Source organism: Pseudomonas sp. GW821-FHT02H09 (genome assembly GCF_059421425.1).
The window spans coordinates 159,097-183,606 of sequence record NZ_JBWKVA010000008.1 but is presented as its reverse complement, the minus strand read 5'-3'; the positions used below and the strand labels follow the sequence as shown (position 1 = coordinate 183,606).

Here is a 24,510-nt window from a genome sequence, read left to right as displayed (position 1 = left end):
GTCAGTTGTCGTAACCCAGGTTAGGCGCCAACCAACGCTCACTCACACTCAAGTCCTGACCCTTGCGCGCGCTGTAGCTTTGCACCTGGTCCTTGTCGATCTTGCCCACGGCAAAGTACTGCGCTTGCGGGTGGGCGAAGTACCAGCCGCTGACGGCCGCTGCCGGGAACATTGCGTAGTGCTCGGTGAGGAACACGCCGCTGCGGCCGGCTTTGAGTTCTGTCGCAGCAGGGTCCAGCAGCTTGAACAACGTGCCTTTTTCGGTGTGGTCCGGGCAGGCCGGGTAGCCGGGGGCAGGGCGGATACCGCTGTATTGCTCCTTGATCAGCGCTTCGTTATCGAGCTGTTCGTCCTTGGCATAACCCCAGTAGTCTTTGCGCACCTGCTGGTGCAACCACTCGGCGCAGGCCTCCGCCAGACGGTCAGCCAGGGCCTTGACCATGATCGAGTTGTAGTCGTCGCCCTTGTCCTGATAGGCCTTGGCCACTTCTTCGGCACCGATCCCGGCGGTGGTGATAAAACCGCCGACATAGTCGGTGATGCCGCTGTCTTTCGGTGCGACGAAGTCGGCCAGCGAGAAGTTCGGCTTACCGTCGGTCTTGATGGTCTGCTGGCGCAGATGATGCAGCTTGGCCAATGGTTGGCCGTCGTCGCCGTAGACTTCCAGGTCATCGTCCTGCACTTGATTGGCCGGCCAGAAGCCGAACACTGCACGGGCGCTAATGAGTTTTTCGTCGATCAGCTTGGCGAGCATTTCCTGAGCATCGGCAAATAACGAGGTGGCTGCTTCGCCCACGACTTCATCGGTGAGGATGCGCGGGTACTTGCCGGCCAGGTCCCAGGAAATGAAGAACGGCGTCCAGTCGATGTATTCGGCCAGAACCTTGAGGTCGATGTTGTCCAGTACCTTGGCGCCGGTGAAGGTCGGCTTGACCGGCTGGTAGCTGCTCCAGTCGAACTGCGGCTTCTTGGCGATCGCCACCGGGTAGCTCAAGCGTTCGGTACGGGCGCTGCGGTTGGCGGTGCGCTCGCGGACTTCGATGTATTCCAGGCGGGTCTTTTCGACGAAGCCGGGTTTCAATTCTTTGGACAGCAACTGGGTCGCCACGCCCACGGCGCGTGAGGCGTCGGTGACGTAGACCACCGCGTCGTTGCTGTACTTGGGCTCGATCTTCACCGCGGTGTGGGCTTTGGAGGTGGTCGCACCGCCGATCATCAGCGGCAGATAGAAATCCTGGCGCTGCATTTCGCGGGCGACGTGGACCATTTCGTCCAGCGACGGGGTGATCAGGCCGGAGAGACCGATGATGTCGCACTTCTGTTCTTTGGCCACCTGGAGGATTTTCTCCGCCGGCACCATCACGCCGAGGTCGACGATGTCGTAGCCATTACAGCCCAGCACCACGCCGACGATGTTTTTGCCGATGTCGTGTACGTCGCCCTTGACCGTGGCCATGAGAATCTTGCCCTTGGCTTGCGGTTTGTCGCCTTTTTCCAGCTCGATGAACGGGATCAGGTGGGCAACGGCCTGCTTCATGACACGGGCGGATTTCACCACCTGTGGCAGGAACATTTTGCCGGAGCCGAACAGATCACCGACGATGTTCATGCCGGACATCAGCGGGCCCTCGATCACTTCGATCGGGCGTGCGAACGACAGTCGCGACTCTTCGGTGTCTTCAATAATGTGTGTGGTAATGCCCTTGACCAGTGCGTGCTCCAGACGTCTGTTGACGTCCCAGCTGCGCCACTCTCCGGTTTCGGCTTCCTTGACGCTGCCGTCGCCCTTGTACTTGTCGGCGATGGCCAGCAGGGCGTCGGTGCCGTCCTGTGTGCGGTTGAGCACCACGTCTTCGACGGCGTCGCGCAGCTCGGCCGGGATCTGGTCGTAGATCTCCAATTGGCCGGCATTGACGATACCCATGGTCAGGCCATTGCGGATCGCATGCAGCAGGAACACCGAGTGGATCGCCTCGCGCACCGGGTTGTTGCCGCGGAACGAGAACGACACGTTGGATACACCGCCGCTGGTCAGCGCATGGGGCAGGTGGTCGCGGATATAGGCGCAGGCGTTGATGAAGTCGACCGCGTAGTTGTTGTGTTCTTCGATGCCGGTGGCGATGGCAAAGATGTTCGGGTCGAAGATGATGTCTTCCGGCGGGAAGCCCACTTCGTTGACCAGGATGTCATAGGAACGTTTGCAGATTTCCTTTTTGCGCGCTTCGGTGTCGGCCTGACCGGCTTCGTCGAAAGCCATCACCACCACTGCAGCGCCGTAGCGCTTGCACAGTTTGGCGTGATGAATGAACTGTTCGACACCTTCCTTCATGCTGATGGAGTTGACGATGCCTTTGCCCTGGATGCACTTGAGGCCAGCTTCGATGACTTCCCACTTGGAGGAGTCGATCATGATCGGCACGCGGGAGATGTCCGGCTCACCGGCGATCAGATTGAGGAAGGTCACCATGGCCTTCTTCGAATCGAGCATCCCTTCGTCCATGTTGATGTCGATCACTTGCGCGCCGGCTTCGACCTGCTGCAGGGCGACTTCCAGGGCTTCGGTGTAGTTGTCTTCACGGATCAGGCGGGCGAACCTCGCGGAACCGGTGATGTTGGTCCGCTCGCCGACGTTGACGAACAGCGACTCGCGATTGATGGTGAACGGTTCCAGGCCCGACAGGCGGCAGGCCTTCGCGATCTCCGGAATCGGCCGCGGTGCGTAGTTGGCCACCGCTTTGGCGATCGCCTCGATGTGCCCGGGGGTGGTGCCGCAGCAGCCGCCGACGATGTTCAGGAAGCCACTTTGGGCGAACTCTTCGATGACTTTGGCAGTGTCTGCCGGCAGTTCGTCGTATTCACCGAATTCGTTCGGCAGGCCGGCGTTCGGGTGCGCTGAAACGTAGGTGTTGGCCTTGTCCGACAGTTCTTCCAGGTACGGCCGCAGTTCACGGGCGCCAAGGGCGCAGTTCAGACCGACAGAGATCGGCTTGGCGTGGCTGATGGAGTTCCAGAAGGCTTCGGTAGTCTGACCGGACAGGGTACGGCCGGAGGCGTCGGTGATGGTGCCGGAAATCATGATCGGCAGTTCGACGCCCAATTCTTCATACACACCTTGCACGGCGAAGATCGCTGCCTTGGCGTTCAAGGTATCGAAGATGGTTTCGATCAGGATCAGGTCGGCACCGCCTTCGATCAGGCCTTTGGTGGCTTCGGTGTAGTTTTCCACCAGCTCATCGAAGGTCACGTTGCGGTAGCCCGGATTGTTAACATCCGGTGACAGCGAGCAGGTGCGGCTGGTCGGGCCGAGCACGCCAGCGACGAAGCGCGGCTTGTCCGGGGTTTCCAGGGTCTTGGCGTCGGCCACCTTGCGCGCCAGGCGCGCACCTTCTACGTTTAGCTCGTAGACCAGTGCTTCCATGCCGTAATCGGCCTGGGACACTTGGGTGGCGTTAAAGGTGTTGGTTTCGAGAATGTCGGCGCCAGCATCCAGATACGCCTTCTCGATCGCCCCGATCACGTCCGGGCGGCTAAGAATCAACAGGTCGTTGTTGCCTTTGACGTCGCTCGGCCAGTCAGCGAAGCGTTTGCCACGGTAGTCCTGTTCCTCGAGCTTGTAGCTCTGGATCATCGTGCCCATGCCGCCATCGAGAATCAGGATGCGCTCTTTGAGGGCTTGATGGAGAGCTTGAAGGCGAGCGCTGCGATCGGACATAGGACTACCTGGAAAGGCCAATACAAAGAACGGCGATGATAGCAAACCTGTGTGCTTTTAGAGCATGGCAGGCTTTTGCATGAATATCGCTCATGTTGGTGGCCGGGATAGACCGGTAGAATCGCGACGTTTTTCTATCGCCGGAACCAGGGACATGTCTTATCGCGTTGTCATCGGCAGTATTTTGCTGCTGTTAAGTTTCGCCGCCACAGCGCAAGGTCCGGCGCCAGCGATTTCCTATACCCGTGATATTCAACCGATCTTTACCGATAAGTGCGTGGCCTGCCATGCCTGCTATGACTCCGCCTGTCAGCTCAATCTGGGCAGTGGGGAGGGTGCGGCACGGGGCGCTACGAAAATGCCGGTCTATAACGGCCAGCGCAGTCAAGCCTCAAGGCCGACGCGGCTGTTCTACGACGCCTTTGGCAAGGCGGCCTGGCAGCGTGAGGATTTCTATTCAGTGCTCGATGCTCAGGGCAGCCAGGCGGCGCTGATGGCGCGAATGCTTGAACTGGGCCACAAAACGCCACTTCGGCCCAACGCGAAGTTGCCCGGGGAGATCGTTTTGGGCCTCGAGCGCGAGAACATGTGCCCAATGCCGGGCGAGTTTGACAGCTATGCCGGTGCACATCCCAAAGAGGGCATGCCGCTGGCGGTGACGGGCCTGACCGATCAGCAGTACCAGACCCTGCAACGCTGGTTGGCGTCAGGGGCGCCGATCGATGATCAAGACCTGGCGCCCAGTGCCCAGGAGGCGTTGCAGATTGTTCAGTGGGAAAGCCTGCTCAATGCCTCGGGCGCTCGGGAAAGCCTGGTCGCTCGATGGCTGTTTGAGCATTTGTTCCTGGCACACATCTATTTCAAGGGCGGTGAGCCGGGGCATTTCTTCCAATGGGTGCGTTCGCGTACGCCGCCGGGGAAGCCGATCGACCTGATCGCCACCCGTCGTCCAAATGACGACCCCGGTACTCAGATCTATTACCGCTTGTGGCCGGTGCAGGGTGTGATCGTGCACAAGACCCACATCACTTTTGGCCTGGGCCCGGCAAAAATGGCGCGGGTCAAAACCCTGTTCTACAGCGGTAACTGGCACGTCAATGCGTTGCCCGGTTACGGGCCGGAGCGGCGGGCCAATCCGTTCGAAACGTTCGAGGCGATTCCGGCGCAGGCGCGTTATCAGTTCATGCTCGATAATGCCGAATACTTTGTGCGGACCTTTATCCGTGGTCCGGTCTGCCGAGGGCAGATTGCTACTGACGTGATTCGCGACAACTTCTGGGCGTTGTTCCAGGCGCCGGAACATGACCTGTACATCACCAACCGCAACTACCGCACTAAGGCAACGCCGTTGCTGGCGATGCCGGGACAAAATGATGATGTCGGCAGTGTCTTGACCCTGTGGCACAACTATCGCGACAAGCGCAACGAATATGAAGCCTTGCGCCGGGACACCTACGCCGATGCGCCAGCGCCAAGCTGGTCGACCCTATGGGCCGGCAACGACAACGCCTTGCTGAGCATTTTCCGCCACTTCGACAGCGCCTCGGTGAACAAAGGCTTGATCGGTGACGTACCGCAAACGATGTGGCTGTTCGACTATCCGTTGCTGGAACGCACGTATTATCAGTTGGCGGTCAATTTCGATGTATTCGGAAACGTTTCCCACCAGGCCCAGACCCGTCTGTATTTCGACCTGATCCGCAACGGCGCCGAGCAGAACTTCCTGCGCCTGATGCCGGCCGATTCCCGGAACGATTATCTCGACGATTGGTACCAGAGCAGCGGCAAGTTCAAGATGTGGCTGGACTATGAAAGCATCGACAACGACAAACGCACCGCACTGAAGCTGGATGAAAAGGACCCGAAGCGCGATTTCGCCAACCAACTGCTGGCGCGCTACGGTGACTTGAACGCCAGGCCTGACCCGATCAATCGCTGTGACGGCGCGTATTGCTCACGGCCGAATATCGATCCGGCCCTGCAAGACGCCGAACAGGCCTTGAGTCGCCTGGTCTCGCGCCCGGCTGCGGGGCTTCGGGTCATCGATCAGTTGCCAGAGGCCACGATGCTGCGCATCGAGACCAAAAGCGGCAAGCGTGAGGTCTACAGCCTGCTGCGCAACCGCGCCCACAGTAACGTGGCGTTCCTGCTCGGCGAGGCGCTGCGTTATCAACCCGGATTGGATACGTTGACGATTTATCCAGGCGTACTCAGCAGCTATCCGAACTTCATCTTCAACATCCCGGCCGAGCAGGTTCCCGAGTTTGTTGCGCGAATGGAGAGCGCCAAGGATGCTGATCACTTCGAGAAAATCGTTGATCGCTGGGGGATTCGTCGCAGCCATCCACAGTTCTGGCAGTACTTCCATGACCTGACCGAGTACATTCGCGCAACCGAGCCGGTGGAAGCGGGCGTGCTGGACATGAACCGCTACGAGAACCTGTAATCGATGGTGACGATGGCCGGTTCTTTCCCGACAAAAATACTAGGACTTTGTCCGGCGCGATGATTGGCGTAAACTGCGTCCAAGCCTGCGAGGAGTTTCCATGACCGCTATTACCATTACCGATGCTGCCCACGATTATCTGGCTGATCTGCTTTCCAAGCAGAACACCCCGGGAATCGGCATCCGAGTCTTTATTACCCAGCCTGGCACCCAATACGCCGAAACCTGTATTGCCTATTGCAAGCCGGGCGAAGAAAAACCGGAAGATACCGCGCTGGGGCTCAAAAGCTTCACCGCTTATATCGATTCCTTCAGCGAAGCCTTCCTGGACGATGCCGTGGTTGATTACGCCACCGATCGTATGGGCGGCCAACTGACCATCAAGGCGCCAAACGCCAAAGTTCCGATGGTCAACGCTGACAGCCCGGTGAACGAGCGCATCAACTATTACCTGCAAACCGAAATCAACCCGGGGCTGGCCAGCCACGGCGGTCAGGTCAGCCTGATCGATGTGGTTGAAGACGGTATCGCCGTGCTGAAATTCGGCGGTGGTTGCCAGGGCTGCGGCCAGGCTGATGTCACCTTGAAGGAAGGCATCGAGCGCACACTGCTTGAGCGTATTCCGGAGCTTAAAGGTGTACGCGACGTCACCGACCATACGCAGAAAGAAAACGCCTACTACTAAGGTGTTCGCTGCAAACAGAAAAAACGGCGCCCCGTGAGCGCCGTTTTTTTATGCCTGGGATTTGAGGTGGTCATTAAATAGCCCTCGTATTGATCGTTCCCATGCTCCGCGTGGGAATGCAGCCCGGGACGCTCCGCGTCCCAGGAGCTGACGCAGAGCGTCCGTTGAGGTGTTCCCACGCGCGAGCGTGGGGACGATCATGTTCAGGGTCTGTACAAATGCGCATGCCCGGCACGATACAGCGACGATTCACTGAAATTGTCGCTGGCCAGCACCCGACCCACCAGGATGAGCGCGGTACGACGAAATCCCTTTGCCTGAACCTTTTCAGTAATATCAGCCAATGTGCCCACCACCCAATCCTGATCCGGCCAGGTGGCGCGATGAATCACTGCAATCGGGCAGTCCAGGCCATAGTGCGGGACCAGTTCGGCGATGATTTTCTCCAGATGATTGACCCCCAGATGAATCGCCATGGTCGCTCCATGCTGTGCCAGGCTGCCGAGTTCTTCCCCGGCCGGCATCGCCGTTTTGTCGGCATAGCGGGTCAGAATCACGCTCTGGGACACGTCCGGTAGCGTCAGCTCCGCGCCCAGCAGGGCCGCGCAGGCTGCGGTTGCCGTTACGCCAGGGATGATTTCAAAGGGAATATTCAACTCGCGCAAATAGCGAATCTGCTCGCCAATTGCGCCGTACAGGCTCGGATCGCCGGAATGCACCCGGGCCACGTCCTGACCTTTGCCATGGGCGGTCTTGATCAATTCAATGATCTGCTCCAGGTGCAATTCTGCACTGTTGATCACCTGTTCGGCCTGGTGGCCTTCCAGCACGGCAGCGGGCACCAGCGAGCCGGCATAGATGATGACCGGGCAACTGCGGATCAGCCGCTGGCCTTTGACGGTGATCAGTTCCGGGTCGCCGGGACCTGCGCCGATAAAGTAGACGGTCATGGCTGTTTCCTGTGCAAAGTCGTGTCGGCAATGCTTCAGATGAAGATTGCTCATGATCAAGGGCGGGGATTATCGGGGATTTTACGGCGCAGATGCCAATGCAAAGGTGGCCTGGGCGTATTTCTGTCGCGAGATCAGCAGTTTGGCCGGGCTTTGCGTCAGATGCTCGGCCAGTGCCAGCGCAGCGCTTTCGGCCACGCCATAGCAACCGGTGCGTTCAAATGCGATCTCTGAGCGATGACTCAGTTGTGGCTCATAGGCAGCGAGCTGTGCACTGCTGAAGAATGTCAGCGGCAACGCCAATTGCGCAGCCAGCTCAAGCAGGCCAGGCTCCTCTCGTTTCAGGTCGATACTGGCCAGGGCCTGGATCGCTTGCAGATCGATGTGGTGAGCCTGCAACGCCTGATCGAGCAACGCCTGTAGCGTGGCGGCGGGGCAGCCACGCTGGCAGCCCAGGCCGACTACCAGGGTCGGCGCTGTGCTGATGTCAGTCATGCGCGGTATTGGCCTTCGCTTTTGCGACGGAACAACCAGGCGCTGATCAGGCCCAGGGCCAGCCAGAACGCGGCGTTGGTCAATTGCGAAGCGATTTTGAATTGTGCTTCGAGCGCTTCCGGCGCCAGGCTGGAATGCACCTGCGGTTGCGGCGCGCCAATGATGTGCGGTACCGCCAGAATTGCCACGCCGAGAATCTTCAATAGCCAGTGTTTGCCAAACACGATCAGCGCAATGCCGACAGCGGTGGACGCCGCGGTCCCGGCCCACCAGGTCTGCCGTTGCAGCAGGTCAGCGGCGGCAGTGCCGGGCAGCTCCGGCGGCAGGCCCATGGTCGGTGCCAGGCAGAAGGTCGCGTAACCGGCCAGGCCCCAGAGCAAACCTTCGGACGTGCGACCCGGAGCGCGCAGGGTATAGAGACCCGCAAGCATCAGGGCGAAACCGACGGCCACCACCAGATTGCCACCGGTGGTCGAGAGCACGCGCTGCCAGCCGTCCTCCGGCTCCCAGGCTTCGGCATCATGGGTATGACCGGCCATGGCGCCTTCAGCGTGTTCGTGGACTTCGGCGGCCGGGGCCTTTTCATAGGTTTCCGCCTGGAGAATCAGCGGCGCGACCCAGAAGCTTTGCAGCAAGGTCAGCAACAAGGCCGCGAGCAGCCCTGTGAAACCTGCGGTTTGCGCAATACGCTTGATCATGTCAGCAGGTCTCAATGGCACGGAAAAGCGGAGCTGTGACGGGTGTCGTGGGCGGCGTTGTGCACCGCTTCGATATGCGAGAAACCGGCGAAATACACCAGGCACGCGCCCAGAATCGATGCGCCGATGGCGGCAATCAGACGTTGGCTCAGGGTGGACGTGGTGCTGGCGGTGCCTGCGTGGCGGGTGCTGCTGATGATCGACATGGCGCTTCCCTCTGATGTGTCAGCGGGTGAATCGAGCGCATGAAAACCCCTGCGAGACAGGCTCGCAGCGGTTCAAACAGCGCCCGCCCACCGCGGGTTTGTTATTTCAGTATTGCGGGCCGGTCTCCGGGCTCACGAGGGGTTTGGGCCAGTGCCTTCACCTGCAAGAGTCACCTTCCCATGCCGAACTGCTGGCACAGTGGATCTGACTCTTCGCTCGCTTACCGTTGCGGGGGCAGCACCGGACTGATCAAGGCTTTGAGTAAAGCACATGACTCACCGGTTTCCCGTTTCACCCTGTGAAGGGCACCCGTAACAAGTTGCGTAGGAGAGCATGGGCGGGGGATGAGAGTCAATTGGCAAGGTTTCTCACTTGTTGGACCGAGGCGCTTCCATCGCGAGCAAGCTCGCTCCTACAAGGGGACCGCGATTGAATGTAGGAGCGAGCTTGCTCGCGATGGCGTCGTCACAGTCACCATAGATCTCTGTCCGGACATTGACCCGCCCCCAAGCGATGCGTAGCCTTGCGCTTTCGAGGTTCTTCGGCACTCTCGCCGAAGCTAAGAAGGGAACGCGGTCAATGCCGCGGCTGCCCCCGCAACTGTGAACGGTTCCGTTTCTGCCATGCCACTGCACCCTCTATCCATAGAGCGAGCGGGAAGGCGCAGAAATCGCCAGTCGAAAGACCGGCAGGCCGTCAGCCAGGAGACCTGCCTCGTACCAGATTCTCACTACAACCGGGCGGGGTGATCCGGTGGCGAAATCTTCCGCGCCCATCGGTGTGGTTGTCGTCCCGTATGCCCGCCACCTTGCCAAAGGGCATCCGATGAAAACACTGGCCAAACTTCCCGTCACCATCGTCACCGGCTTCCTCGGCTCGGGCAAAACCACCTTGCTGCGGCATATGCTTGATAACGCCCAGGGCCGCCGCATTGCAGTGATCGTCAACGAATTTGGCGAGCTGGGCATCGACGGCGAAATTCTCAAGCAATGTTCCATCGGTTGCACTGAAGAAGAGGCCAGCGGCCGGGTCTATGAACTGGCCAACGGTTGCCTGTGCTGCACCGTCCAGGAAGAGTTCTTCCCGGTGATGCGCGAGCTGGTTGCCCGTCGCGCCGACCTGGATCACATCCTCATCGAAACCTCTGGCCTGGCGCTGCCCAAACCGCTGGTGCAAGCCTTCCAGTGGCCGGAAATCCGCAGTGCCTGCACTGTCGATGCAGTGATCACGGTGGTCGACAGCCCGGCCGTGGCCGCCGGCACCTTCGCTGCGTTCCCGGATCAAGTCGACGCCCAGCGCAAGCTTGACCCGAACCTGGACCACGAATCACCGCTGCACGAACTGTTCGCCGACCAGCTGGCCAGCGCCGACCTGGTGATCCTCAACAAAGCCGACCTGATCAGCCCTGAAGACCTGGCCAAAGTGCGCCTGGAAGTCGCCGAAGAACTGCCGCCAGCAGTAAAAATCATCGAAGCCAGCAGCGGTCGCTTGCCTCTGGAGGTTTTGATTGGTCTGGGCGCCGGTTCCGAAGAGCATATCGACAGCCGTCACAGCCACCACGACCATCATCACGACGGTGATGCCGATAGTGAAGGGCATGATGACCATGACCACGACGCCTTCGATTCCATTTCCATCGAACTGCCCCAGGCCGACGAAAGCCTGCTGCTGGATGCCCTGACCCAGTTGGTGGTTCAGCACGGCATTCTGCGGGTCAAAGGTTTCGCCGCGGTTGCGAACAAGCCGATGCGCTTGCTGATCCAGGGCGTGGGCACGCGCTTCGACAGACATTTCGACCGTGCCTGGCGCGCCGATGAGCCGCGTGCAACACGCCTGGTACTGATTGGCCAGGAACTGGATGCCGCTCTGATCGAAGCGCAATTGCGCGCCGCACTCGGCGCCTGAGCCATGCACCTGCTCAGGACCCAGCCCGGAGGTTTCGTGTCGGATGACAACATTGCCGACCTTGGACAAACCCCCGCCGAGCTGGTGATCCTGTGCAGCGGCGATTCCAGCCTGGCGCTGCTCGCCGAAGCCGCGCAGCAATTACCGGACGACTACCCGAGCCTGCGTCTGGCCAACCCGATGCAGGTACAGAACCACGCCTCGGTCGACCTGTACGTCGACGAAGTCTTGTGTCACGCCAAAGTCATTCTGATCTCGCTGCACGGCGGGATCGGTTATTGGCGTTACGGCATCGAGCGTCTGGTGCAGCTGGCCGAGAAGGGCGTGCAACTGATTCTGGTGCCCGGCGACGATCGTCCCGACCCGGAACTGAGCGACCTGAGCACGGTGGTCGCCGAAGACCGCGATCGGCTTTGGCACTTCCTGCGTCAAGGTGGTTTGGGCAACGCGCTGGACCTGTATCGCTGCCTGGCCAGTCGCTGGCTGGATCGCGATTACCCATGGGCCGAACCACAAATCCTGCCGCGTACGGCGATTTACCATCCGCGCAAAAGCAGCGCCACGCTCAGCGATTGGCAAGCCGACTGGCACGCTGATCAACCCGTGGCGGCGGTGTTGTTCTATCGCTCGCACCTGCAGGCGGCGAACACCGCTTTTATCGATGTTTTCTGCCAGCGCTTGCAGGCGGCGGGGCTTAACCCGTTGCCGATTGCGCTGGCCAGTTTGAAAGAGCCTGGCTGCCTGGCGATGGTCGAAGATTGGCTGGACGAGGTCGAGGCTGGGGTGATTCTGAACACCACCGGTTTTGCCCAGTCCAGTCCTGAAGCACCGCATCTGCGGCCTTTCCGGCGTAATATCCCGGTGATCCAGGCGATCTGCGCCCAGGACAACGAGCCCGGCTGGCGCGCCAGCGAGCAGGGCCTCGGGCCGCGAGACCTGGCCATGCATATCGCTTTGCCGGAGCTGGACGGGCGCATCATCAGTCGGCCCATCAGCTTCAAGGACCTGGCCTGGCGCAGCGAGCGCAGTCAGTCCGATGTGGTCTGCTACCGACCTGCGCCTGCGCGTATGGACTTCGTCGCCGAACTGGCGCGGCGCTGGATTGATCTGGCGCGGGTACCGAATGGCGAAAAGCGTATCGCGCTGATTCTTGCCAACTACCCGACCCGTGATGGCCGGATCGGCAACGGCGTGGGCCTCGACACCCCGGCCGCTGCGCTGAATATCCTGCGGGCGCTGCACGCTGAGGGCTATCCGCTGCCGGCGCAACTGCCTGAAAGTGGCACAGCGCTGATTCAGCAATTGCTTGGCGGGGTCAGCAATGATCTGGAGAGCATCGACCAGCGGCCATGCCAGCAAAGCCTGGCACTGGACGACTATTGCTTGATGTTCAATTGCCTGCCCGAAGCCAATCGCAACGCGGTGCTTGAGCGCTGGGGCGCGCCTGAAAGCGATCCGATGTTCCGCGGCGGGCGGATGATGATCGCAGGTCTGCGTTTTGGCCTGACTTTCGTTGGCATTCAACCGGCGCGGGGCTATCAGGTCGACCCGAGCGCGGTCTATCACGACCCGGACCTGGTGCCGCCTCATGGCTATCTGGCGTTCTATTTCTGGTTGCGACAAACCTACGGCACCCATGGGGTAATCCACGTCGGCAAGCACGGCAACCTCGAGTGGTTGCCGGGCAAGGGCGTCGGTCTTTCGGAAAACTGCTGGCCGGATGCGCTGCTGGGGCCATTGCCGAACATCTATCCGTTTATTGTCAATGACCCGGGTGAGGGCGCCCAGGCCAAGCGTCGCACCCAGGCGGTAATCATCGATCACCTGATGCCGCCGTTGACCCGCGCTGAAACCTACGGCCCGCTGCGCGATCTCGAGTTGCTGGCCGACGAGTATTACGAAGCGCAGTTGCTTGATCCGCGCCGAGCCCGGGAGTTGCAGCGCGACATTCTGAAACTGGTGCGCGAAACCCGGATCGACCGCGAACTGCAACTGGACGAAAAGCTCGACAGCGACGCTGACGCGGCGATCTGGCTGCCGCGTCTGGACACCTATTTGTGCGACTTGAAGGAGTCGCAGATCCGCGATGGCTTGCATGTGTTCGGCGAGTCGCCAACCGGCCGCTTGCGCATCGATACCCTGTTGGCGTTACTGCGTATTCCCCGTGGCGATGGACGCGGTGCGCAGTCGAGTTTGCTGCGAGCCTTGGCCAAGGCCTTCGAACTGGGTTTCGATCCGCTGGACTGTGTGTTGGCTGATCCCTGGACCGGACCGCGACCGGTTGAACTGCAGACGCTGAGCAATGAGCTTTGGCGCACCACCGGCGATAGCCGTGAGCGCCTCGAGCTGTTTGCCGCGCAGTTGATCGAGCGGGTGTTAAGCGCTGATGTCGACACGTTGAACGAACCGGGCTGGGCCGAGGTGAAGGCAATTATCGAAAGCCTGCGCGAAGTCGTTGCGCCGCGTCTGGACGCCTGTGGCCCGGCAGAAATGCGCGGTCTGCTGGATGCCCTGAGCGGGCGTTTCGTTCCGGCGGGCCCCAGTGGTGCGCCGAGCCGCGGGCGGCTGGATGTATTGCCCACCGGGCGTAACTTTTTCTCGGTGGACGTGCGTAACCTGCCGACCACCACTGCCTGGCGTATCGGCTTTCAGTCGGCGAACCTGATTCTTGAGCGGCATTTGCAGGATCACGGCGACCACCTGCGTCAGCTTGGGCTTTCGGTCTGGGGCACGGCGACCATGCGTACCGGCGGTGACGATATCGCCCAGGCCATGGCGTTGATGGGTGTGCGTCCGGTGTGGGCCACTGGCAGTCAGCGGGTCGACGATTTCGAAATCCTGCCTCTGAGCTTGCTGGACCGGCCGCGGGTTGATGTCACCTTGCGGGTTTCCGGGTTCTTCCGCGATGCCTTCGCCAACCTGATCCGTTTGTTCGATGCGGCGGTGCAGGCCGTTGCCGCGCTGGACGAGCCGGATGACATGAATCCGCTGGCGGCCAAAGTCCGCAGTGAGCGTGAAGCGCTGTTGCAGTCCGGGCTGGATGAGGACGCCGCAACGCGTCAGGCCGGCTGGCGAATATTCGGCGCCAAACCCGGCGCCTATGGCGCGGGCGTACAGGGCGCCATCGACGGTCGCTTGTGGCAAAGCCGCGAAGACCTGGCTGAGGTCTATCTGAATTGGGGCGGCTACGCCTATGGCGGTTCCGATGAAGGCACCGCGGCGCGCGAGCAATTCGCTCAGCGTTTGAGTCAGGTTCAGGCAGTGCTGCAAAACCAGGACAACCGCGAGCATGACTTGCTTGATTCCAATGACTATTACCAATTTCAGGGCGGCATGCTCGCCGCCGTGGAAAGCCTCGGCGGTGAGCCGGTCGCAAGCTACCATGGCGACCATAGCCAGCCCGATCTGCCGAAGATCCGCACCTTGAAGGAAGAGCTGAACCGGGTGATCCGTTCCCGGGCGGCGAACCCGAAGTGGATCGAAGGGGTCAAGCGTCACGGCTATAAAGGGGCTTTCGAACTGGCGGCGACCGTGGATAATCTGTTCGCGTTCGACGCCACCACGCAGTTGATCGACGATCATCAGTACGCCTTGCTGGCCGATGCCTATTTGCTCGATCCCGCGACCCGTGATTTTGTCCGGCAGCACAACCCGCATGCCCTGCGCGACATGACCGAACGCATGCTCGAAGCCCAGCAGCGTGGAATGTGGAGCGACCCGGGTGAGTATCGTGAGGCGCTGGAGAACTTGCTGCTGGATATAGAAGAAGACACCTGACCTGGAGTGAGCACCGATTGTTCCCACGCTCTGCGTGGGAATGCCTCAACGGACGCTCCGCGTTCGGCGCTTAATGTGACGCAGAGCGTCACGGGCTGCATTCCCACGCAGAGCGTGGGAACGATCACACAGACGACACATGACCCGACCCAACCGAGACCCGAACATGAGTGACACCCCACATTTTCCACTCTGCGCCGTGGTCGGTGCTGATGCCTTGAAGCTGGCGCTGTGCTTGACGGCTATCGATCCGAAGATTGGCGGCGTGCTGATCGAAGGCCCGCGTGGCATGGCCAAGTCGACCCTGGCCCGTGGTCTGGCGGACCTGTTGGCCAGCGGGCAATTTGTCACCTTGCCGTTGGGTGCCACTGAAGAGCGCCTGGTGGGTACGCTGGATCTGGACGCGGCCCTTGGCGAAGGCCGGGCGCAGTTTTCTCCCGGCGTGCTGGCCAAGGCCGACGGCGGGGTGTTGTATGTCGATGAAGTGAATCTGTTGCCCGACCATCTGGTGGACTTGCTGCTGGACGTGGCCGCCAGCGGCATTAACCTGATTGAGCGCGACGGGATTTCCCATCGGCATTCGGCGCGGTTCGTGCTAATCGGCACCATGAACCCGGAAGAAGGCGAATTGCGCCCGCAGTTGCTCGACCGTTTTGGCTTGAACGTCGCCTTGAGCGGGCAGACGCCGCCGACTGAACGTGGCCAGATCATCCGTCGTCGGCTGGACTTCGACAGCGATCCGCAGGCGTTTTGTGCGCAGTGGGAAACCCAGCAGCATGCACTGCGCGAACGCTGCCAGCAGGCGCGCTCGGCCTTGGCCAGCATTCCCCTCGATGATCAGGCCTTGGCACACATTACCGAACGCTGCTTTGCCGCTGGTGTCGATGGGCTGCGTGCCGATCTGGTCTGGCTGCGCGCGGCTCGCGCCCATGCCGCTTGGCGAGGCGTGCAGGCGATTACCGAAGAAGATATCGACGCGGTGGCCGAGTTTGCCTTGCGCCATCGTCGCCGCGAGCATTCGCCGCCTGCGCCAAGCCAGGCCAACGCCCCACAGTCTCAATCTGCACAGAATCCCAACCCGACCGAAGGCCAGGGCCAATGGGGCGAAATGCCTGCACCTGCGTTGCCGGTCGGCGCTCGACGAGAAGTCCCGAGCTGGCCAAAAAAGCCCTAGGCATTCGCCCTCGATCTGATGCGGGGGCGGATGCCAGGCCCCGTGCGGGACGGCTGGACAATGGCAGGCAGGGCAAGAGTCGTGCGGCGCGCAACGGTTCAATCAATTGGCCCGGCACCTTGCTCAATGGCCGTCCGAACCAGCGTGAGGATTTGCTTTACCGTCTGCGCAGCCGTTCGCCCCATGAGCTGTGGCTGGTGATCGTCGACGCCTCGGCCTCGACTCGCCGTCATCAGGCCCTGAGCGACGCCAAAGGATTGTTGGCGCAGCTGTTCGATGACGCTTACCGGCACCGGGCGCGCCTGGCGTTGCTGACTGCCAGTGGCCACTCGCCGAAATGGCAGGTGCAAGGCCTGAAAGCTTCGCGCGGTCTGCGAGGCTGGCTTGATGCGTTGGGGGCGGGTGGTGGCACGCCGTTGCTGGCGGCTCTGGAGCAAGCGAGCGAGTGGCTGGCATTCAGGCAAAAGCGCTTTGCGGCGGAGCAGCAGCGGCTGTTGTTGTTGACTGACGGCCGCTTGAAGAACTGGCCGGCGCTGCCGATGCTCAATTGTTCAGGATTGTTGGTGGACATCGAGAGAGGTCCGATTCGGCTTGGGCGGGCCAGGGAGCTGGCGACGCAGTTGCAGGCGGATTATCGGCATATTGATGATTTGCTGCCGGGTTGAAATCTCCATGCCCTGAAACACAAAAGCCCCGTCACAAGGACGGGGCTTTTGCTTAAAGCGGCAAACTAAATCAGAACACCACGCCCTGGCTGCGCAGGTAGTCGTCGTAGGTGCCGCTGAAGTCGATCACACCGCTCGGGCTCAGCTCGATGATGCGGGTCGCCAGGGACGACACGAACTCACGGTCGTGGCTGACGAAGATCAGCGTGCCCGGGTAGTTTTCCAGCGCCAGGTTCAGCGCTTCGATGGATTCCATGTCCAGGTGGTTGGTCGGTTCGTCCATCACCAGTACGTTCGGCTTCTGCAGGATCAGCTTGCCGAACAGCATGCGGCCTTGCTCACCACCGGAAATCACCTTGACCGACTTGAGGATCTCGTCGTTGGAAAACAGCATGCGGCCCAGGGTGCCACGTACCAGCTGCTCGCCGCCTTGAGTCCAGCGACCCATCCAGTCGAACAGGCTGGATTCGTCTTCGAAGTCCGAAGCGTGGTCCTGTGCGTAGTAGCCGATTTCCGCGGCGTCGGTCCATTTCACGCTACCGGCATCCGGGCTCAGGTCGTTGACCAGGGTACGCAGCAGGGTGGTTTTACCGATCCCGTTCGGGCCGATGATCGCCACGCGCTCGCCGGCCTCAACGGTGAAGCTGAAGTCCTTGAACAGTGTCTTGCCATCAAAGCCTTTGGCCATACGCTCGACGATGACCGCCTGGCGATGGAGCTTCTTGGTCTGCTCGAAACGAATGAACGGGCTGACCCGGCTCGACGGCTTGACTTCGGCCAGCTGGATCTTGTCGATCTGCTTGGCGCGGGAAGTGGCCTGCTTGGCTTTCGAGGCGTTGGCCGAGAAGCGGCTGACGAACGATTGCAGTTCCGAGATCTGCGCCTTCTTCTTGGCGTTGTCCGAGAGCAGTTGCTCGCGGGACTGGGTGGCCACGGTCATGTACTCGTCATAGTTGCCCGGGAACAGGCGCAGCTCGCCGTAATCCAGGTCAGCCATGTGGGTGCAGACACTGTTAAGGAAGTGTCTATCGTGGGAAATGATGATCATGAGGCTGTTACGCTGGGTCAGAACGTTTTCCAGCCAGCGGATGGTGTTGATGTCCAGGTGGTTGGTCGGTTCGTCGAGCAACAGCACTTCAGGGTCGGAGAACAGAGCCTGAGCCAGCAACACCCGCAGTTTCCAGCCCGGCGATACTTCGCTCATCGGGCCATTGTGCTGCTCGATGCCAATGCCCAGGCCCAACAGCAGCTCACCGGCACGGGATTCAGCGGTGTAGCCGTCCATCTCGGCGAACTCGGTTTCCAGCTCGGCCACGGCCATGCCGTCTTCTTCGGTCATTTCCGGCAGCGAGTAGATGCGATCGCGCTCGGCCTTGACCTTCCACAACTCTTCGTGACCCATGATCACGGTGTCGATCACGGTAAATTCTTCGTAGGCGAACTGGTCCTGGCGCAGCTTACCCAGACGTACGTTCGGCTCCAGCATCACCTGGCCACCGGAAGACTCCAGGTCGCCACCGAGGATTTTCATGAAGGTCGATTTGCCGCAACCGTTGGCGCCGATCAGGCCGTAACGGTTACCGGCGCCAAATTTGACCGAAACGTTCTCGAATAACGGCTTGGCGCCGAACTGCATCGTGATGTTAGCTGTGGAGATCAATTACCTTACCTATCAATGGTTTAGAGCTGGCCGTTTTCTACTGATACCGATTTGATACCAATCTGGAGCTTTTCCAGTTCGGTCCAGTCTGAGCTTGAGCTGAGCCAGCGGGCATACGTCGACAGCAACATTTGGACGCTGTGGCCAAGTTGCTGAGCAATAAATGCGGGGTTCATATTGGACATTAAGCATATTGTCGCATATGTGTGACGGCAGTTGTACGGCGGCCGGTAACGGATTTTCAGCTCTTCAAGCGCCGGTCCCCACTGTTTATGCAGGTCTGAGGTCTGTTTCACGTACTCGCTGTTCTTGGACGGAGGGAACACATAGGGGAATTCCTTGATCTTTCCTGCCCCTTTTTTCGACGATCGGCATACTGCTTAGCGAACTCCAGCGCATGAAGCGCGCGAGAGTTGAGCAGCACGAACCGATCCTTGCCCGTCTTCGTGCGCTTCTCGACCTCGCCGAGGGCGATCGTCCGGTATACGTGGACTTGTCGTTTCTCAAGGTCGACAGCGTCCCAGCGGAGCGCCAAAGCTTCAGACAGCCGGAGCCCCGTGAAAAAAGCGAACTCAAAGAAAGCGGCGTATATGCCGCTTGGCCAGTGCGATGTTTGGTACAGGAGGTCGATGATCTTATTGGCTTCATCCAGGCTGAATGGATCGATCTCCTTACGTGATCGTTTCGGCAGAAGGTGGTTATTGAGTGGCCTTGGTGATGGCTTCTTCTGCGGCGCCGGTGATGACCAGCTTCGTTGCCATCGAGCGCTCGACACTCAGCGGTTAGGTGATTCGGTTTTCTGTGGGCATAGGGATACCTCATTGGCATAGTGGCGCCACCACTCAGGAGATCATTGGATGAAGATATGGATTGTCATTTTTGTTCTATGGACGGGGATCGCCTTGGCAGAGCCTACGAAGGCGGTTGATTCCGCGTTCAACCATGACTTTTCGAATATCGGTAGCAGCCGGAACCTGACGAAAGCGGACCTTGCTTGGCATACGCTCAACACCTACGGCTGGGACTGCGAGCAGGTCGTTGATGTACAGCTGGCGGAACCAGGCAAGAGGTATTCAGTCATTACCCGCGCAAATGCTCGCAGGCTCCGGGTATACCCGCGCAGTGATGCTCATCCGATAATTACCAACATGAAAGGTCAGCTTGATTGAAGCTGCTGCAAAATCCGCATTCCAATCCGGCGAACGTTGGTGGTCGCGTTCCTGTTATAGGTCGCTCGGCAGCTATGCGCTGGCGAGATTCGAGTTTTTGGGCTATTTGTTGAGGATTCGGCATGCCGCCGAACCAAGGAGGCCGCGGATGAAAAGCAAGCCTACGATCAAGGAAATTGCTGAAGCCACTGGACTTACAGAGAATGAAGTAGGAGCCTACTTTGCCGACTCGGAGCTAAGGCCTGATGGTACGTGGCTCATCTACTTTGACCCCGGTATATTTGATGACCCTCTCATTTCAGAACGCCTGCGCGATGACCTGAAAGGATTCTTTACTTACAAGATGCCATTTAAGGCTGTTTAAAAATAGGTGAGGGTGGGTTAGGCGGCTTCCGGCGCCACCTTCAGCTCTACGGTGACTGTAGTGTTCTGGCTTGTCGTCCCTAAAAGCTCAGCCATTCTCGCCTCCGACACCTTGTCCGCTTCGAGGGCAACGGCCTGTTTCTGCTCACTCGCCATAATCCACCTCGGTTTCTTGTTTAACTCTGAACGTGATCTATCTCGATGCCGCGCGCTGCTGCTTCGGGGGGGCTGTGGGTATGGGGATACTTCGCTGATTGGCGTGACTGTTGGAAGTGGGCTATTAGTTGATCACTTGCACCCGGCCGGAGACCGAAATGGGCTTAGCATCCGAAAGGCCGTATCCCGTGAATTACGTTCATCCGAATGGGGGGAAAGCAACGATCGACTTCATTTGGGGGAGGCAAACAGTTCGACGCCGAGGGTCATTATCATCTGGCTCAATGAATGCGCAAGCTACGTGAGGGTTGGCTTAGAGTCAGGCGCCTGGAGTACATTAGGTGATGCTCGACAGTGCGGTATTGAGTTGGCATCCAGATTACTTGGCCGTGGGAACTGACAGGCGCTTAGGAGTGGCTCATGTTGTGCTTGAACTGCTCGGAAGATGCGCGAAGGATTGAATCCGGAATGGATGGCGTTGAACTAATCTGCCCAGAGTGCGGGCATTTTGGCGTATCTGGCATCGTAATGAAGGAGAGAAGCGAGCGAAAATTTGATGTTGAGCAAACTAAGCTCTGGCTTCATCGCGAGCGTGAGATCAACCCTGACCGGTGTCCTGTTATAAATAGCTCGAACGTTATCTGGGCGTCAGAGCCCTAACCATCTCCGCTTATTGAGGCGTTTTTCACTTCGATTTGGCGCAGTGCCTGCTGCACCGCGGCGATGATCCGGTACAGATACTGATAACGTGGGTTAGGGCCCGGTCAGCGGCGTACCACCACTCTTCACCGAAGATCGAGGACATCAAGCTGTCTGGGCAGCCTGCGAGACTCCCGACATTGCTCAAAACATCTGCAGTTCCCGGGCTTCGTCCTTGTCCAGGTTGTCGTAATCGAGGCTCCGGCCACGCCGGCGTTCAATGACGATCTTGCGAACCATCTTTTGCAGTGCCTGACCGCTGAACTGCGTTGCGTGCAGCTCGGTGCCTCGCACCAGGCAACCAGCCAGATACTGCTCATCGCAGCCGCAGAAAAACTCGGCGACAGTGCGAGACCCCATGCCTCCCCAGTAGGCCGACCATGACTCGCCGTAACGTTCGAGGGGGATCTTGCCTTGGCGAGTCACGTACTCCGAATTGTCCGGCTGCGGGATTGATCGAGAGCCCAAGTCCTCGGCGGACACCATCACTGGGTCGAGCCGCTTTGCGCCGGAGATGACCAGCTTCGTTACCCGCAGCGCCATATCGGCCGAACGCAACGCAGTTTGCTGATTATCTGTTACGACGCGGGTTGTTTGCGGTTCGGGCGTAAAATAGCAGGGCTACCTCACTAAAAGGAGCCGCAAATGAACGCCGACCAAATGAACAAACGGACGGCTGGGGAAAGAGTCGTTTGGGATCAGTATTTTTGTGCTGCGTTGATTGCGGAAAGCAATCTGACGGCACCGGTTGTAGGAGGGTCTAATCACGATGACAGGCAGAACCTGTTAGTTGAAAGGGCCAACGCTCTCGCCGACAAGATGATGGAAAGCAGAAAATAACCGGAGCCCAGCCATCGCGCTGGGCTTTTCACATCTGGAGCCACCATGGCCTTCTACGACGAAATGGCCGTGATGGCTCTGGAGATGATCGCAGAGTTCGGCCAGCCCCTTCTGCTGCGAAACACGAACCCCGCCGGTGCGCCGCTGATATTCGAAATTCAAGGGAGGCGCTGATGAGCGTTCCGACAATCACTGCTCTGCCTGCGCCGCCCGCCCGAACTGAAGCGCCGAGGGACACCCGCGCGGCGATGTTCGATGACGACGATAATCCTACGCACGATCCGGGCAAGGATCAGTGCAAGGGCGGCCTGAAGTCCTGCAAGTTGCGTTTTGGTCGGAACAACGAACTCAACCACGGCGGTTTCCCGGCCGTTTCCCTGATTGCCCGGAGCTGACTCATGCGCAAGCACATCCTGAGCGCAATAAAGACGCATGCGGCCACCGAGTACCCGAAGGAGTGCTGCGGCCTTTTGCTGGCGATCGGCCGAAAGCAGCAGTACTTTCCTTGTCGGAACATCGCAACCAAGCCGAACAAAGAGTTCCAGCTTGAGCCTGAGGACTATGCCGCGGCGGAGGATCTAGGCGAGGTGATCGGCATCGTTCATTCGCATCCGGACGCCACTAGCCGACCGTCATCGCACGACCTGGCCATGTGCGAGGCCACAGCCTTGCCCTGGCATATTTTGAGCTGGCCCGAGGCGGATCTGCGCAGCATCACCCCGACCGGCAACATGCCGCTGTTGAAGCGTCCGTTTGTGCAGGGTGCGTGGGACTGCTGGCAGGTTTGCGCAGACTGGTACAAGCGTGAATGGGGCCTTGAATTTGAAGCCTTCCAGCGCACTGATGGCTGGTGGGAGAGTGCCGAAAACACCCGCTTACACGAGGCCGGTTATGAAGCCGCCGGCTTCTACCGCGTCGACCAGCCACAGCGCGGCGACATGATCGTTATGGCGGTCGGCCGAACGGCTCACCCCAACCATGCAGGGATCTACCTTGGCACCGATCCAGCGCTGCCCGGTGAAGAGTCGGAGGTGTTCGGCCCGGGTCCTTTCCTGCTGCATCACCTGTACGGGCGGCCATCTGAAGTGATCGTCTTCGGCGGGCCTTGGCATGATCGGACGCGCCTGATTCTCAGGCACAAAGATGCGCAACCAACCACATGATGCGGCATCCTGAGTCCTGTCCGCGCCGAAATTGGCGCAATCCCAGTCCTTGGGCTTGCAGGCAAAGGACTGGGGTTATGCGCGAGCCACTTCGTGCCCAGGGACGAGGCGAACCTCTACGCTGGCCAAGTGCTCGTGGAATCACTGTCCAAGTGGCCGTGGAATGAGTGTCCAAGTCAGCGTGGAATCGCTGTCCAAGTGAGCGTGGAATCCGCAGCTTGGCAGTAGCCATGTCAGACGCTGGTGTTTTTTTGCTTTTCTTGATGAAACCGTGGAGCAGAATCATGTCTGAGCCCACTACGGTGAACAGAGCGCGTGTGATGGTATCTCCGAGATCGATTCTGATCTCCCAGAGTCCCGTGTTCAGCTTGTGTACCACGGGCATTACGACTTAACTGATCCCGTGCGAATCAGTCAGGAGATGGTTGGAATCTTGTCGATAAAGGCTATTCGCTCACTATTGTAGAAAATTTCAACCGTTGTGTAGGGAGTCGAGTTTGGAGCCATTACTCTGGAGAATCTGCCTTGTGCGCAGCTAGTTTGTTGAATCCAGTTCCCTGGCCGCTGGACCAAGTGCAGATCCAGCATGAGTGCTTGCGGGACGGTACCTTGAGTGGATCGCATGGTGAGGTAGGCGTCGACCCCTGGATTGGCAACCTCAACATCTCCTACAACATGAAAGTCGTCCGGTTTCGGTGGCATCGTGTTTAGCCATGCATGCCAGTTTTTTGAGTTAAAAGTCATTTTCCTATTCCTTGAGAAATGAAGCTCGAAGCTTGAAATACTGCCGTTCCGTATGGCGCTTCGTATGCCATCGAGCTCGAGGCGTAACGCCCAATAGAAAGGAATGGGAACATGGCACCCCGGATATATTTGGGGGTGCATTGAAATGCGACCAGAGATCCCATGTTTAAAGGTGTAGACGAGGAATGGGCTACAGCTCCTCGGCCTGGACGAACGGTTGTCACTGGTCGTTAACCAGTCTGTCGCCTTGCTCAGAGCCGAAAGCCCAGTCTAGTGCTGCAATGCATCATCACGCATGTCATAACAGCTACGAGATTCGTCTTCTTTAAAGCATGATTGCTTCCATCGATCAGGATGGGTTTGCATGAATTAGGATGCATAGCGTTGTCTATAGTTCTCAGGCCTCCGACAAAAGGCGCTATGGCATGGGTTCACGCAGAGGATCATGGATATGACTACTCGTTCAGTTGTGGCTTTTTTAACAAGTATCGCGCTTTTGTGTGGCTCAACTGCTCTGTACGCAGATCCAGGCAATGGGAAGGGGAACCCGCACGGCGATCACGGGAACAAAGGCAACAAATTCCAGAACTACGAACAAGGGGGCGGATACAGCGGCCCACAGGTCGACGTGGACGGCGTTCGAGTGATTATCGGTGACAGTCGTGACTATTGGTCGCCTGGTCCAGCGCTACCGCCAGGCATTCAAAAGAAGCTTGCTCGAGGAAAGCCGCTGCCACCGGGAATCGCCAGGAAACTGGACGGCCGGATACAGGGCAGGCTGCCGCATTACGATGGTTACGAATGGCAGCAAGTCGGTACGGACCTGATTTTGGTGACCATCGCGACCGGACTAATTTACGAGGTCCTGCATAACGTATTGGACTGAGTTTCCGGCGGCGAGGCGCCAGAACGAAAAAGCCCGGCATCTGGCCCGGCTCTTTGTAGATGGGCCAAATCCTTTTGGCTGACCGCATTGTGCTTGGTGGATGTGACGAAGGCATG

At 59.3% G+C, this 24,510-nt stretch carries 20 protein-coding genes, 4 pseudogenes and 2 riboswitches; of the genes and pseudogenes, 14 read left to right on the top strand and 10 right to left on the bottom strand.

What is annotated here, in order from left to right; all coding sequences use genetic code 11:
* Position 1: 1 nt before the first annotated feature.
* Positions 2-3,712, bottom strand: a complete 3,711-nt coding sequence (metH, locus tag AC07VR_RS13215) for a methionine synthase (RefSeq protein ID WP_495011470.1) — start codon at positions 3,710-3,712, stop codon at positions 2-4.
* Between the two features lie 154 nt (positions 3,713-3,866).
* Between metH and AC07VR_RS13210 the strand changes: the two genes are divergently transcribed.
* Complete coding sequence (locus AC07VR_RS13210) at positions 3,867-6,158, top strand: fatty acid cis/trans isomerase (protein WP_495011469.1); 2,292 nt, start codon at positions 3,867-3,869, stop codon at positions 6,156-6,158.
* Between the two features lie 100 nt (positions 6,159-6,258).
* Positions 6,259-6,843 carry a Fe-S biogenesis protein NfuA gene (gene nfuA, locus AC07VR_RS13205; RefSeq protein WP_007946504.1) on the top strand — a complete coding sequence of 195 codons (585 nt, stop codon included), beginning with the start codon at positions 6,259-6,261 and terminating at the stop codon, positions 6,841-6,843.
* A 203-nt stretch (positions 6,844-7,046) separates the two neighbouring features.
* Here the strand turns inward: nfuA and cobM are convergent, their stop codons facing one another.
* The 4 genes from cobM to AC07VR_RS13185 form a co-directional block, all read right to left on the bottom strand.
* Complete coding sequence (gene cobM / locus AC07VR_RS13200) at positions 7,047-7,793, bottom strand: precorrin-4 C(11)-methyltransferase (RefSeq protein ID WP_494993285.1); 747 nt, start codon at positions 7,791-7,793, stop codon at positions 7,047-7,049.
* An 81-nt stretch (positions 7,794-7,874) separates the two neighbouring features.
* Complete coding sequence (locus AC07VR_RS13195; protein WP_494993284.1) at positions 7,875-8,288, bottom strand: cobalamin biosynthesis protein; 414 nt, start codon at positions 8,286-8,288, stop codon at positions 7,875-7,877.
* Entirely contained in the window at positions 8,285-8,986 is a 702-nt protein-coding gene (locus AC07VR_RS13190) for a CbtA family protein (protein WP_494993283.1), read from the bottom strand. The genes AC07VR_RS13195 and AC07VR_RS13190 overlap by 4 nt, the downstream gene beginning before the upstream one ends.
* Positions 8,987-8,997: 11 nt before the next feature.
* A complete protein-coding gene (locus tag AC07VR_RS13185) occupies positions 8,998-9,192 on the bottom strand; it encodes a CbtB domain-containing protein (RefSeq protein WP_494993282.1) in 195 nt (64 codons plus the stop codon).
* Between the two features lie 100 nt (positions 9,193-9,292).
* Positions 9,293-9,521: riboswitch (cobalamin riboswitch) on the bottom strand.
* A gap of 189 nt (positions 9,522-9,710) precedes the next feature.
* A riboswitch (cobalamin riboswitch) is annotated at positions 9,711-9,924 on the top strand.
* 94 nt (positions 9,925-10,018) lie between these two features.
* On the opposite strand from AC07VR_RS13185, the gene cobW reads away from it, so the two are divergent.
* The 4 genes from cobW (at position 10,019) to AC07VR_RS13165 (ending at position 16,714) form a co-directional block, all read left to right on the top strand.
* Positions 10,019-11,098: a cobalamin biosynthesis protein CobW gene (gene cobW / locus AC07VR_RS13180; RefSeq protein ID WP_495011533.1), complete on the top strand. Its 1,080-nt coding sequence runs from the start codon at positions 10,019-10,021 to the stop codon at positions 11,096-11,098.
* Positions 11,099-11,101: 3 nt separating this feature from the next.
* Positions 11,102-14,875 (top strand): cobaltochelatase subunit CobN, encoded by a 3,774-nt coding sequence (cobN, locus tag AC07VR_RS13175; RefSeq protein ID WP_495011468.1) that lies wholly within the window; start codon positions 11,102-11,104, stop codon positions 14,873-14,875.
* 166 nt (positions 14,876-15,041) lie between these two features.
* Positions 15,042-16,049, top strand: a complete 1,008-nt coding sequence (locus AC07VR_RS13170) for a magnesium chelatase ATPase subunit I (RefSeq protein ID WP_495011467.1) — start codon at positions 15,042-15,044, stop codon at positions 16,047-16,049.
* Entirely contained in the window at positions 15,974-16,714 is a 741-nt protein-coding gene (locus AC07VR_RS13165) for a vWA domain-containing protein (RefSeq protein WP_495011466.1), read from the top strand. The genes AC07VR_RS13170 and AC07VR_RS13165 overlap by 76 nt, the downstream gene beginning before the upstream one ends.
* A 70-nt stretch (positions 16,715-16,784) precedes the next feature.
* Here AC07VR_RS13165 and AC07VR_RS13160 read toward each other — a convergent pair whose 3' ends face one another.
* Together AC07VR_RS13160 and AC07VR_RS13155 are read right to left on the bottom strand one after the other, a co-directional pair.
* Positions 16,785-18,374: an ABC-F family ATPase gene (locus tag AC07VR_RS13160; protein ID WP_494993278.1), complete on the bottom strand. Its 1,590-nt coding sequence runs from the start codon at positions 18,372-18,374 to the stop codon at positions 16,785-16,787.
* Between the two features lie 20 nt (positions 18,375-18,394).
* Positions 18,395-19,065: pseudogene (locus tag AC07VR_RS13155) on the bottom strand (tyrosine-type recombinase/integrase); the annotation flags it as partial.
* Positions 19,066-19,231: 166 nt separating this feature from the next.
* On the opposite strand from AC07VR_RS13155, the gene AC07VR_RS13150 reads away from it, so the two are divergent.
* Positions 19,232-19,543: a hypothetical protein gene (locus AC07VR_RS13150; protein ID WP_495011465.1), complete on the top strand. Its 312-nt coding sequence runs from the start codon at positions 19,232-19,234 to the stop codon at positions 19,541-19,543.
* Between the two features lie 148 nt (positions 19,544-19,691).
* Positions 19,692-19,907 carry a hypothetical protein gene (locus tag AC07VR_RS13145; RefSeq protein ID WP_494993276.1) on the top strand — a complete coding sequence of 72 codons (216 nt, stop codon included), beginning with the start codon at positions 19,692-19,694 and terminating at the stop codon, positions 19,905-19,907.
* Between the two features lie 998 nt (positions 19,908-20,905).
* On the opposite strand, the gene AC07VR_RS13140 is transcribed toward AC07VR_RS13145, so the two are convergent.
* Complete coding sequence (locus AC07VR_RS13140) at positions 20,906-21,247, bottom strand: phiTE_072 family protein (RefSeq protein ID WP_495011532.1); 342 nt, start codon at positions 21,245-21,247, stop codon at positions 20,906-20,908.
* 41 nt (positions 21,248-21,288) lie between these two features.
* Between AC07VR_RS13140 and AC07VR_RS13135 the strand changes: the two are divergent.
* From AC07VR_RS13135 to AC07VR_RS13115, 5 genes and pseudogenes are all read left to right on the top strand, one after another.
* Positions 21,289-21,372 (top strand): annotated as a pseudogene (locus AC07VR_RS13135) (DnaT-like ssDNA-binding protein); the annotation flags it as partial.
* Between the two features lie 34 nt (positions 21,373-21,406).
* On the top strand, positions 21,407-21,601 hold the full coding sequence (locus tag AC07VR_RS13130; RefSeq protein ID WP_494993275.1) for a hypothetical protein: 195 nt from the start codon (positions 21,407-21,409) through the stop codon (positions 21,599-21,601).
* A 45-nt stretch (positions 21,602-21,646) separates the two neighbouring features.
* Positions 21,647-21,775 carry a hypothetical protein gene (locus AC07VR_RS13125; protein ID WP_494993374.1) on the top strand — a complete coding sequence of 43 codons (129 nt, stop codon included), beginning with the start codon at positions 21,647-21,649 and terminating at the stop codon, positions 21,773-21,775.
* A gap of 62 nt (positions 21,776-21,837) precedes the next feature.
* Positions 21,838-21,996, top strand: a pseudogene (locus AC07VR_RS13120) (phage minor tail protein L); the annotation flags it as partial.
* Positions 21,997-21,999: 3 nt separating this feature from the next.
* Positions 22,000-22,764 carry a C40 family peptidase gene (locus AC07VR_RS13115; RefSeq protein WP_495011464.1) on the top strand — a complete coding sequence of 255 codons (765 nt, stop codon included), beginning with the start codon at positions 22,000-22,002 and terminating at the stop codon, positions 22,762-22,764.
* 211 nt (positions 22,765-22,975) lie between these two features.
* Here AC07VR_RS13115 and AC07VR_RS13110 read toward each other — a convergent pair.
* Both AC07VR_RS13110 and AC07VR_RS13105 read right to left on the bottom strand, forming a co-directional pair.
* Positions 22,976-23,149 (bottom strand): annotated as a pseudogene (locus tag AC07VR_RS13110) (type II toxin-antitoxin system RelE/ParE family toxin); the annotation flags it as partial.
* Positions 23,150-23,178: 29 nt separating this feature from the next.
* Positions 23,179-23,508 carry a hypothetical protein gene (locus AC07VR_RS13105; protein WP_495011463.1) on the bottom strand — a complete coding sequence of 110 codons (330 nt, stop codon included), beginning with the start codon at positions 23,506-23,508 and terminating at the stop codon, positions 23,179-23,181.
* 451 nt (positions 23,509-23,959) lie between these two features.
* On the opposite strand from AC07VR_RS13105, the gene AC07VR_RS13100 reads away from it, so the two are divergent.
* Positions 23,960-24,394: an anti-virulence regulator CigR family protein gene (locus AC07VR_RS13100; protein WP_495011462.1), complete on the top strand. Its 435-nt coding sequence runs from the start codon at positions 23,960-23,962 to the stop codon at positions 24,392-24,394.
* Positions 24,395-24,510 lie beyond the last annotated feature (116 nt).

Excerpts from the sequence above, each read along its gene's own strand:
- AC07VR_RS13190 (WP_494993283.1), bottom strand. The coding sequence starts at position 8,986 with ATGATCAAGCGTATTGCGCAAACCGCAGGTTTCACAGGGCTGCTCGCG.
- AC07VR_RS13210 (WP_495011469.1), top strand. The coding sequence starts at position 3,867 with ATGTCTTATCGCGTTGTCATCGGCAGTATTTTGCTGCTGTTAAGTTTC.
- AC07VR_RS13105 (WP_495011463.1), bottom strand. The coding sequence starts at position 23,508 with ATGACTTTTAACTCAAAAAACTGGCATGCATGGCTAAACACGATGCCA.
- AC07VR_RS13170 (WP_495011467.1), top strand. The coding sequence starts at position 15,042 with ATGAGTGACACCCCACATTTTCCACTCTGCGCCGTGGTCGGTGCTGAT.
- AC07VR_RS13195 (WP_494993284.1), bottom strand. The coding sequence starts at position 8,288 with ATGACTGACATCAGCACAGCGCCGACCCTGGTAGTCGGCCTGGGCTGC.
- nfuA (WP_007946504.1), top strand. The coding sequence starts at position 6,259 with ATGACCGCTATTACCATTACCGATGCTGCCCACGATTATCTGGCTGAT.
- AC07VR_RS13115 (WP_495011464.1), top strand. The coding sequence starts at position 22,000 with ATGCGCAAGCACATCCTGAGCGCAATAAAGACGCATGCGGCCACCGAG.
- AC07VR_RS13150 (WP_495011465.1), top strand. The coding sequence starts at position 19,232 with ATGAAGATATGGATTGTCATTTTTGTTCTATGGACGGGGATCGCCTTG.
- cobN (WP_495011468.1), top strand. The coding sequence starts at position 11,102 with ATGCACCTGCTCAGGACCCAGCCCGGAGGTTTCGTGTCGGATGACAAC.
- metH (WP_495011470.1), bottom strand. The coding sequence starts at position 3,712 with ATGTCCGATCGCAGCGCTCGCCTTCAAGCTCTCCATCAAGCCCTCAAA.
- AC07VR_RS13165 (WP_495011466.1), top strand. The coding sequence starts at position 15,974 with ATGGGGCGAAATGCCTGCACCTGCGTTGCCGGTCGGCGCTCGACGAGA.
- cobM (WP_494993285.1), bottom strand. The coding sequence starts at position 7,793 with ATGACCGTCTACTTTATCGGCGCAGGTCCCGGCGACCCGGAACTGATC.
- AC07VR_RS13145 (WP_494993276.1), top strand. The coding sequence starts at position 19,692 with ATGAAAAGCAAGCCTACGATCAAGGAAATTGCTGAAGCCACTGGACTT.
- cobW (WP_495011533.1), top strand. The coding sequence starts at position 10,019 with ATGAAAACACTGGCCAAACTTCCCGTCACCATCGTCACCGGCTTCCTC.
- AC07VR_RS13140 (WP_495011532.1), bottom strand. The coding sequence starts at position 21,247 with ATGGTGTCCGCCGAGGACTTGGGCTCTCGATCAATCCCGCAGCCGGAC.
- AC07VR_RS13100 (WP_495011462.1), top strand. The coding sequence starts at position 23,960 with ATGACTACTCGTTCAGTTGTGGCTTTTTTAACAAGTATCGCGCTTTTG.
- AC07VR_RS13130 (WP_494993275.1), top strand. The coding sequence starts at position 21,407 with ATGAACGCCGACCAAATGAACAAACGGACGGCTGGGGAAAGAGTCGTT.
- AC07VR_RS13125 (WP_494993374.1), top strand. The coding sequence starts at position 21,647 with ATGGCCTTCTACGACGAAATGGCCGTGATGGCTCTGGAGATGATCGCA.
- AC07VR_RS13185 (WP_494993282.1), bottom strand. The coding sequence starts at position 9,192 with ATGTCGATCATCAGCAGCACCCGCCACGCAGGCACCGCCAGCACCACG.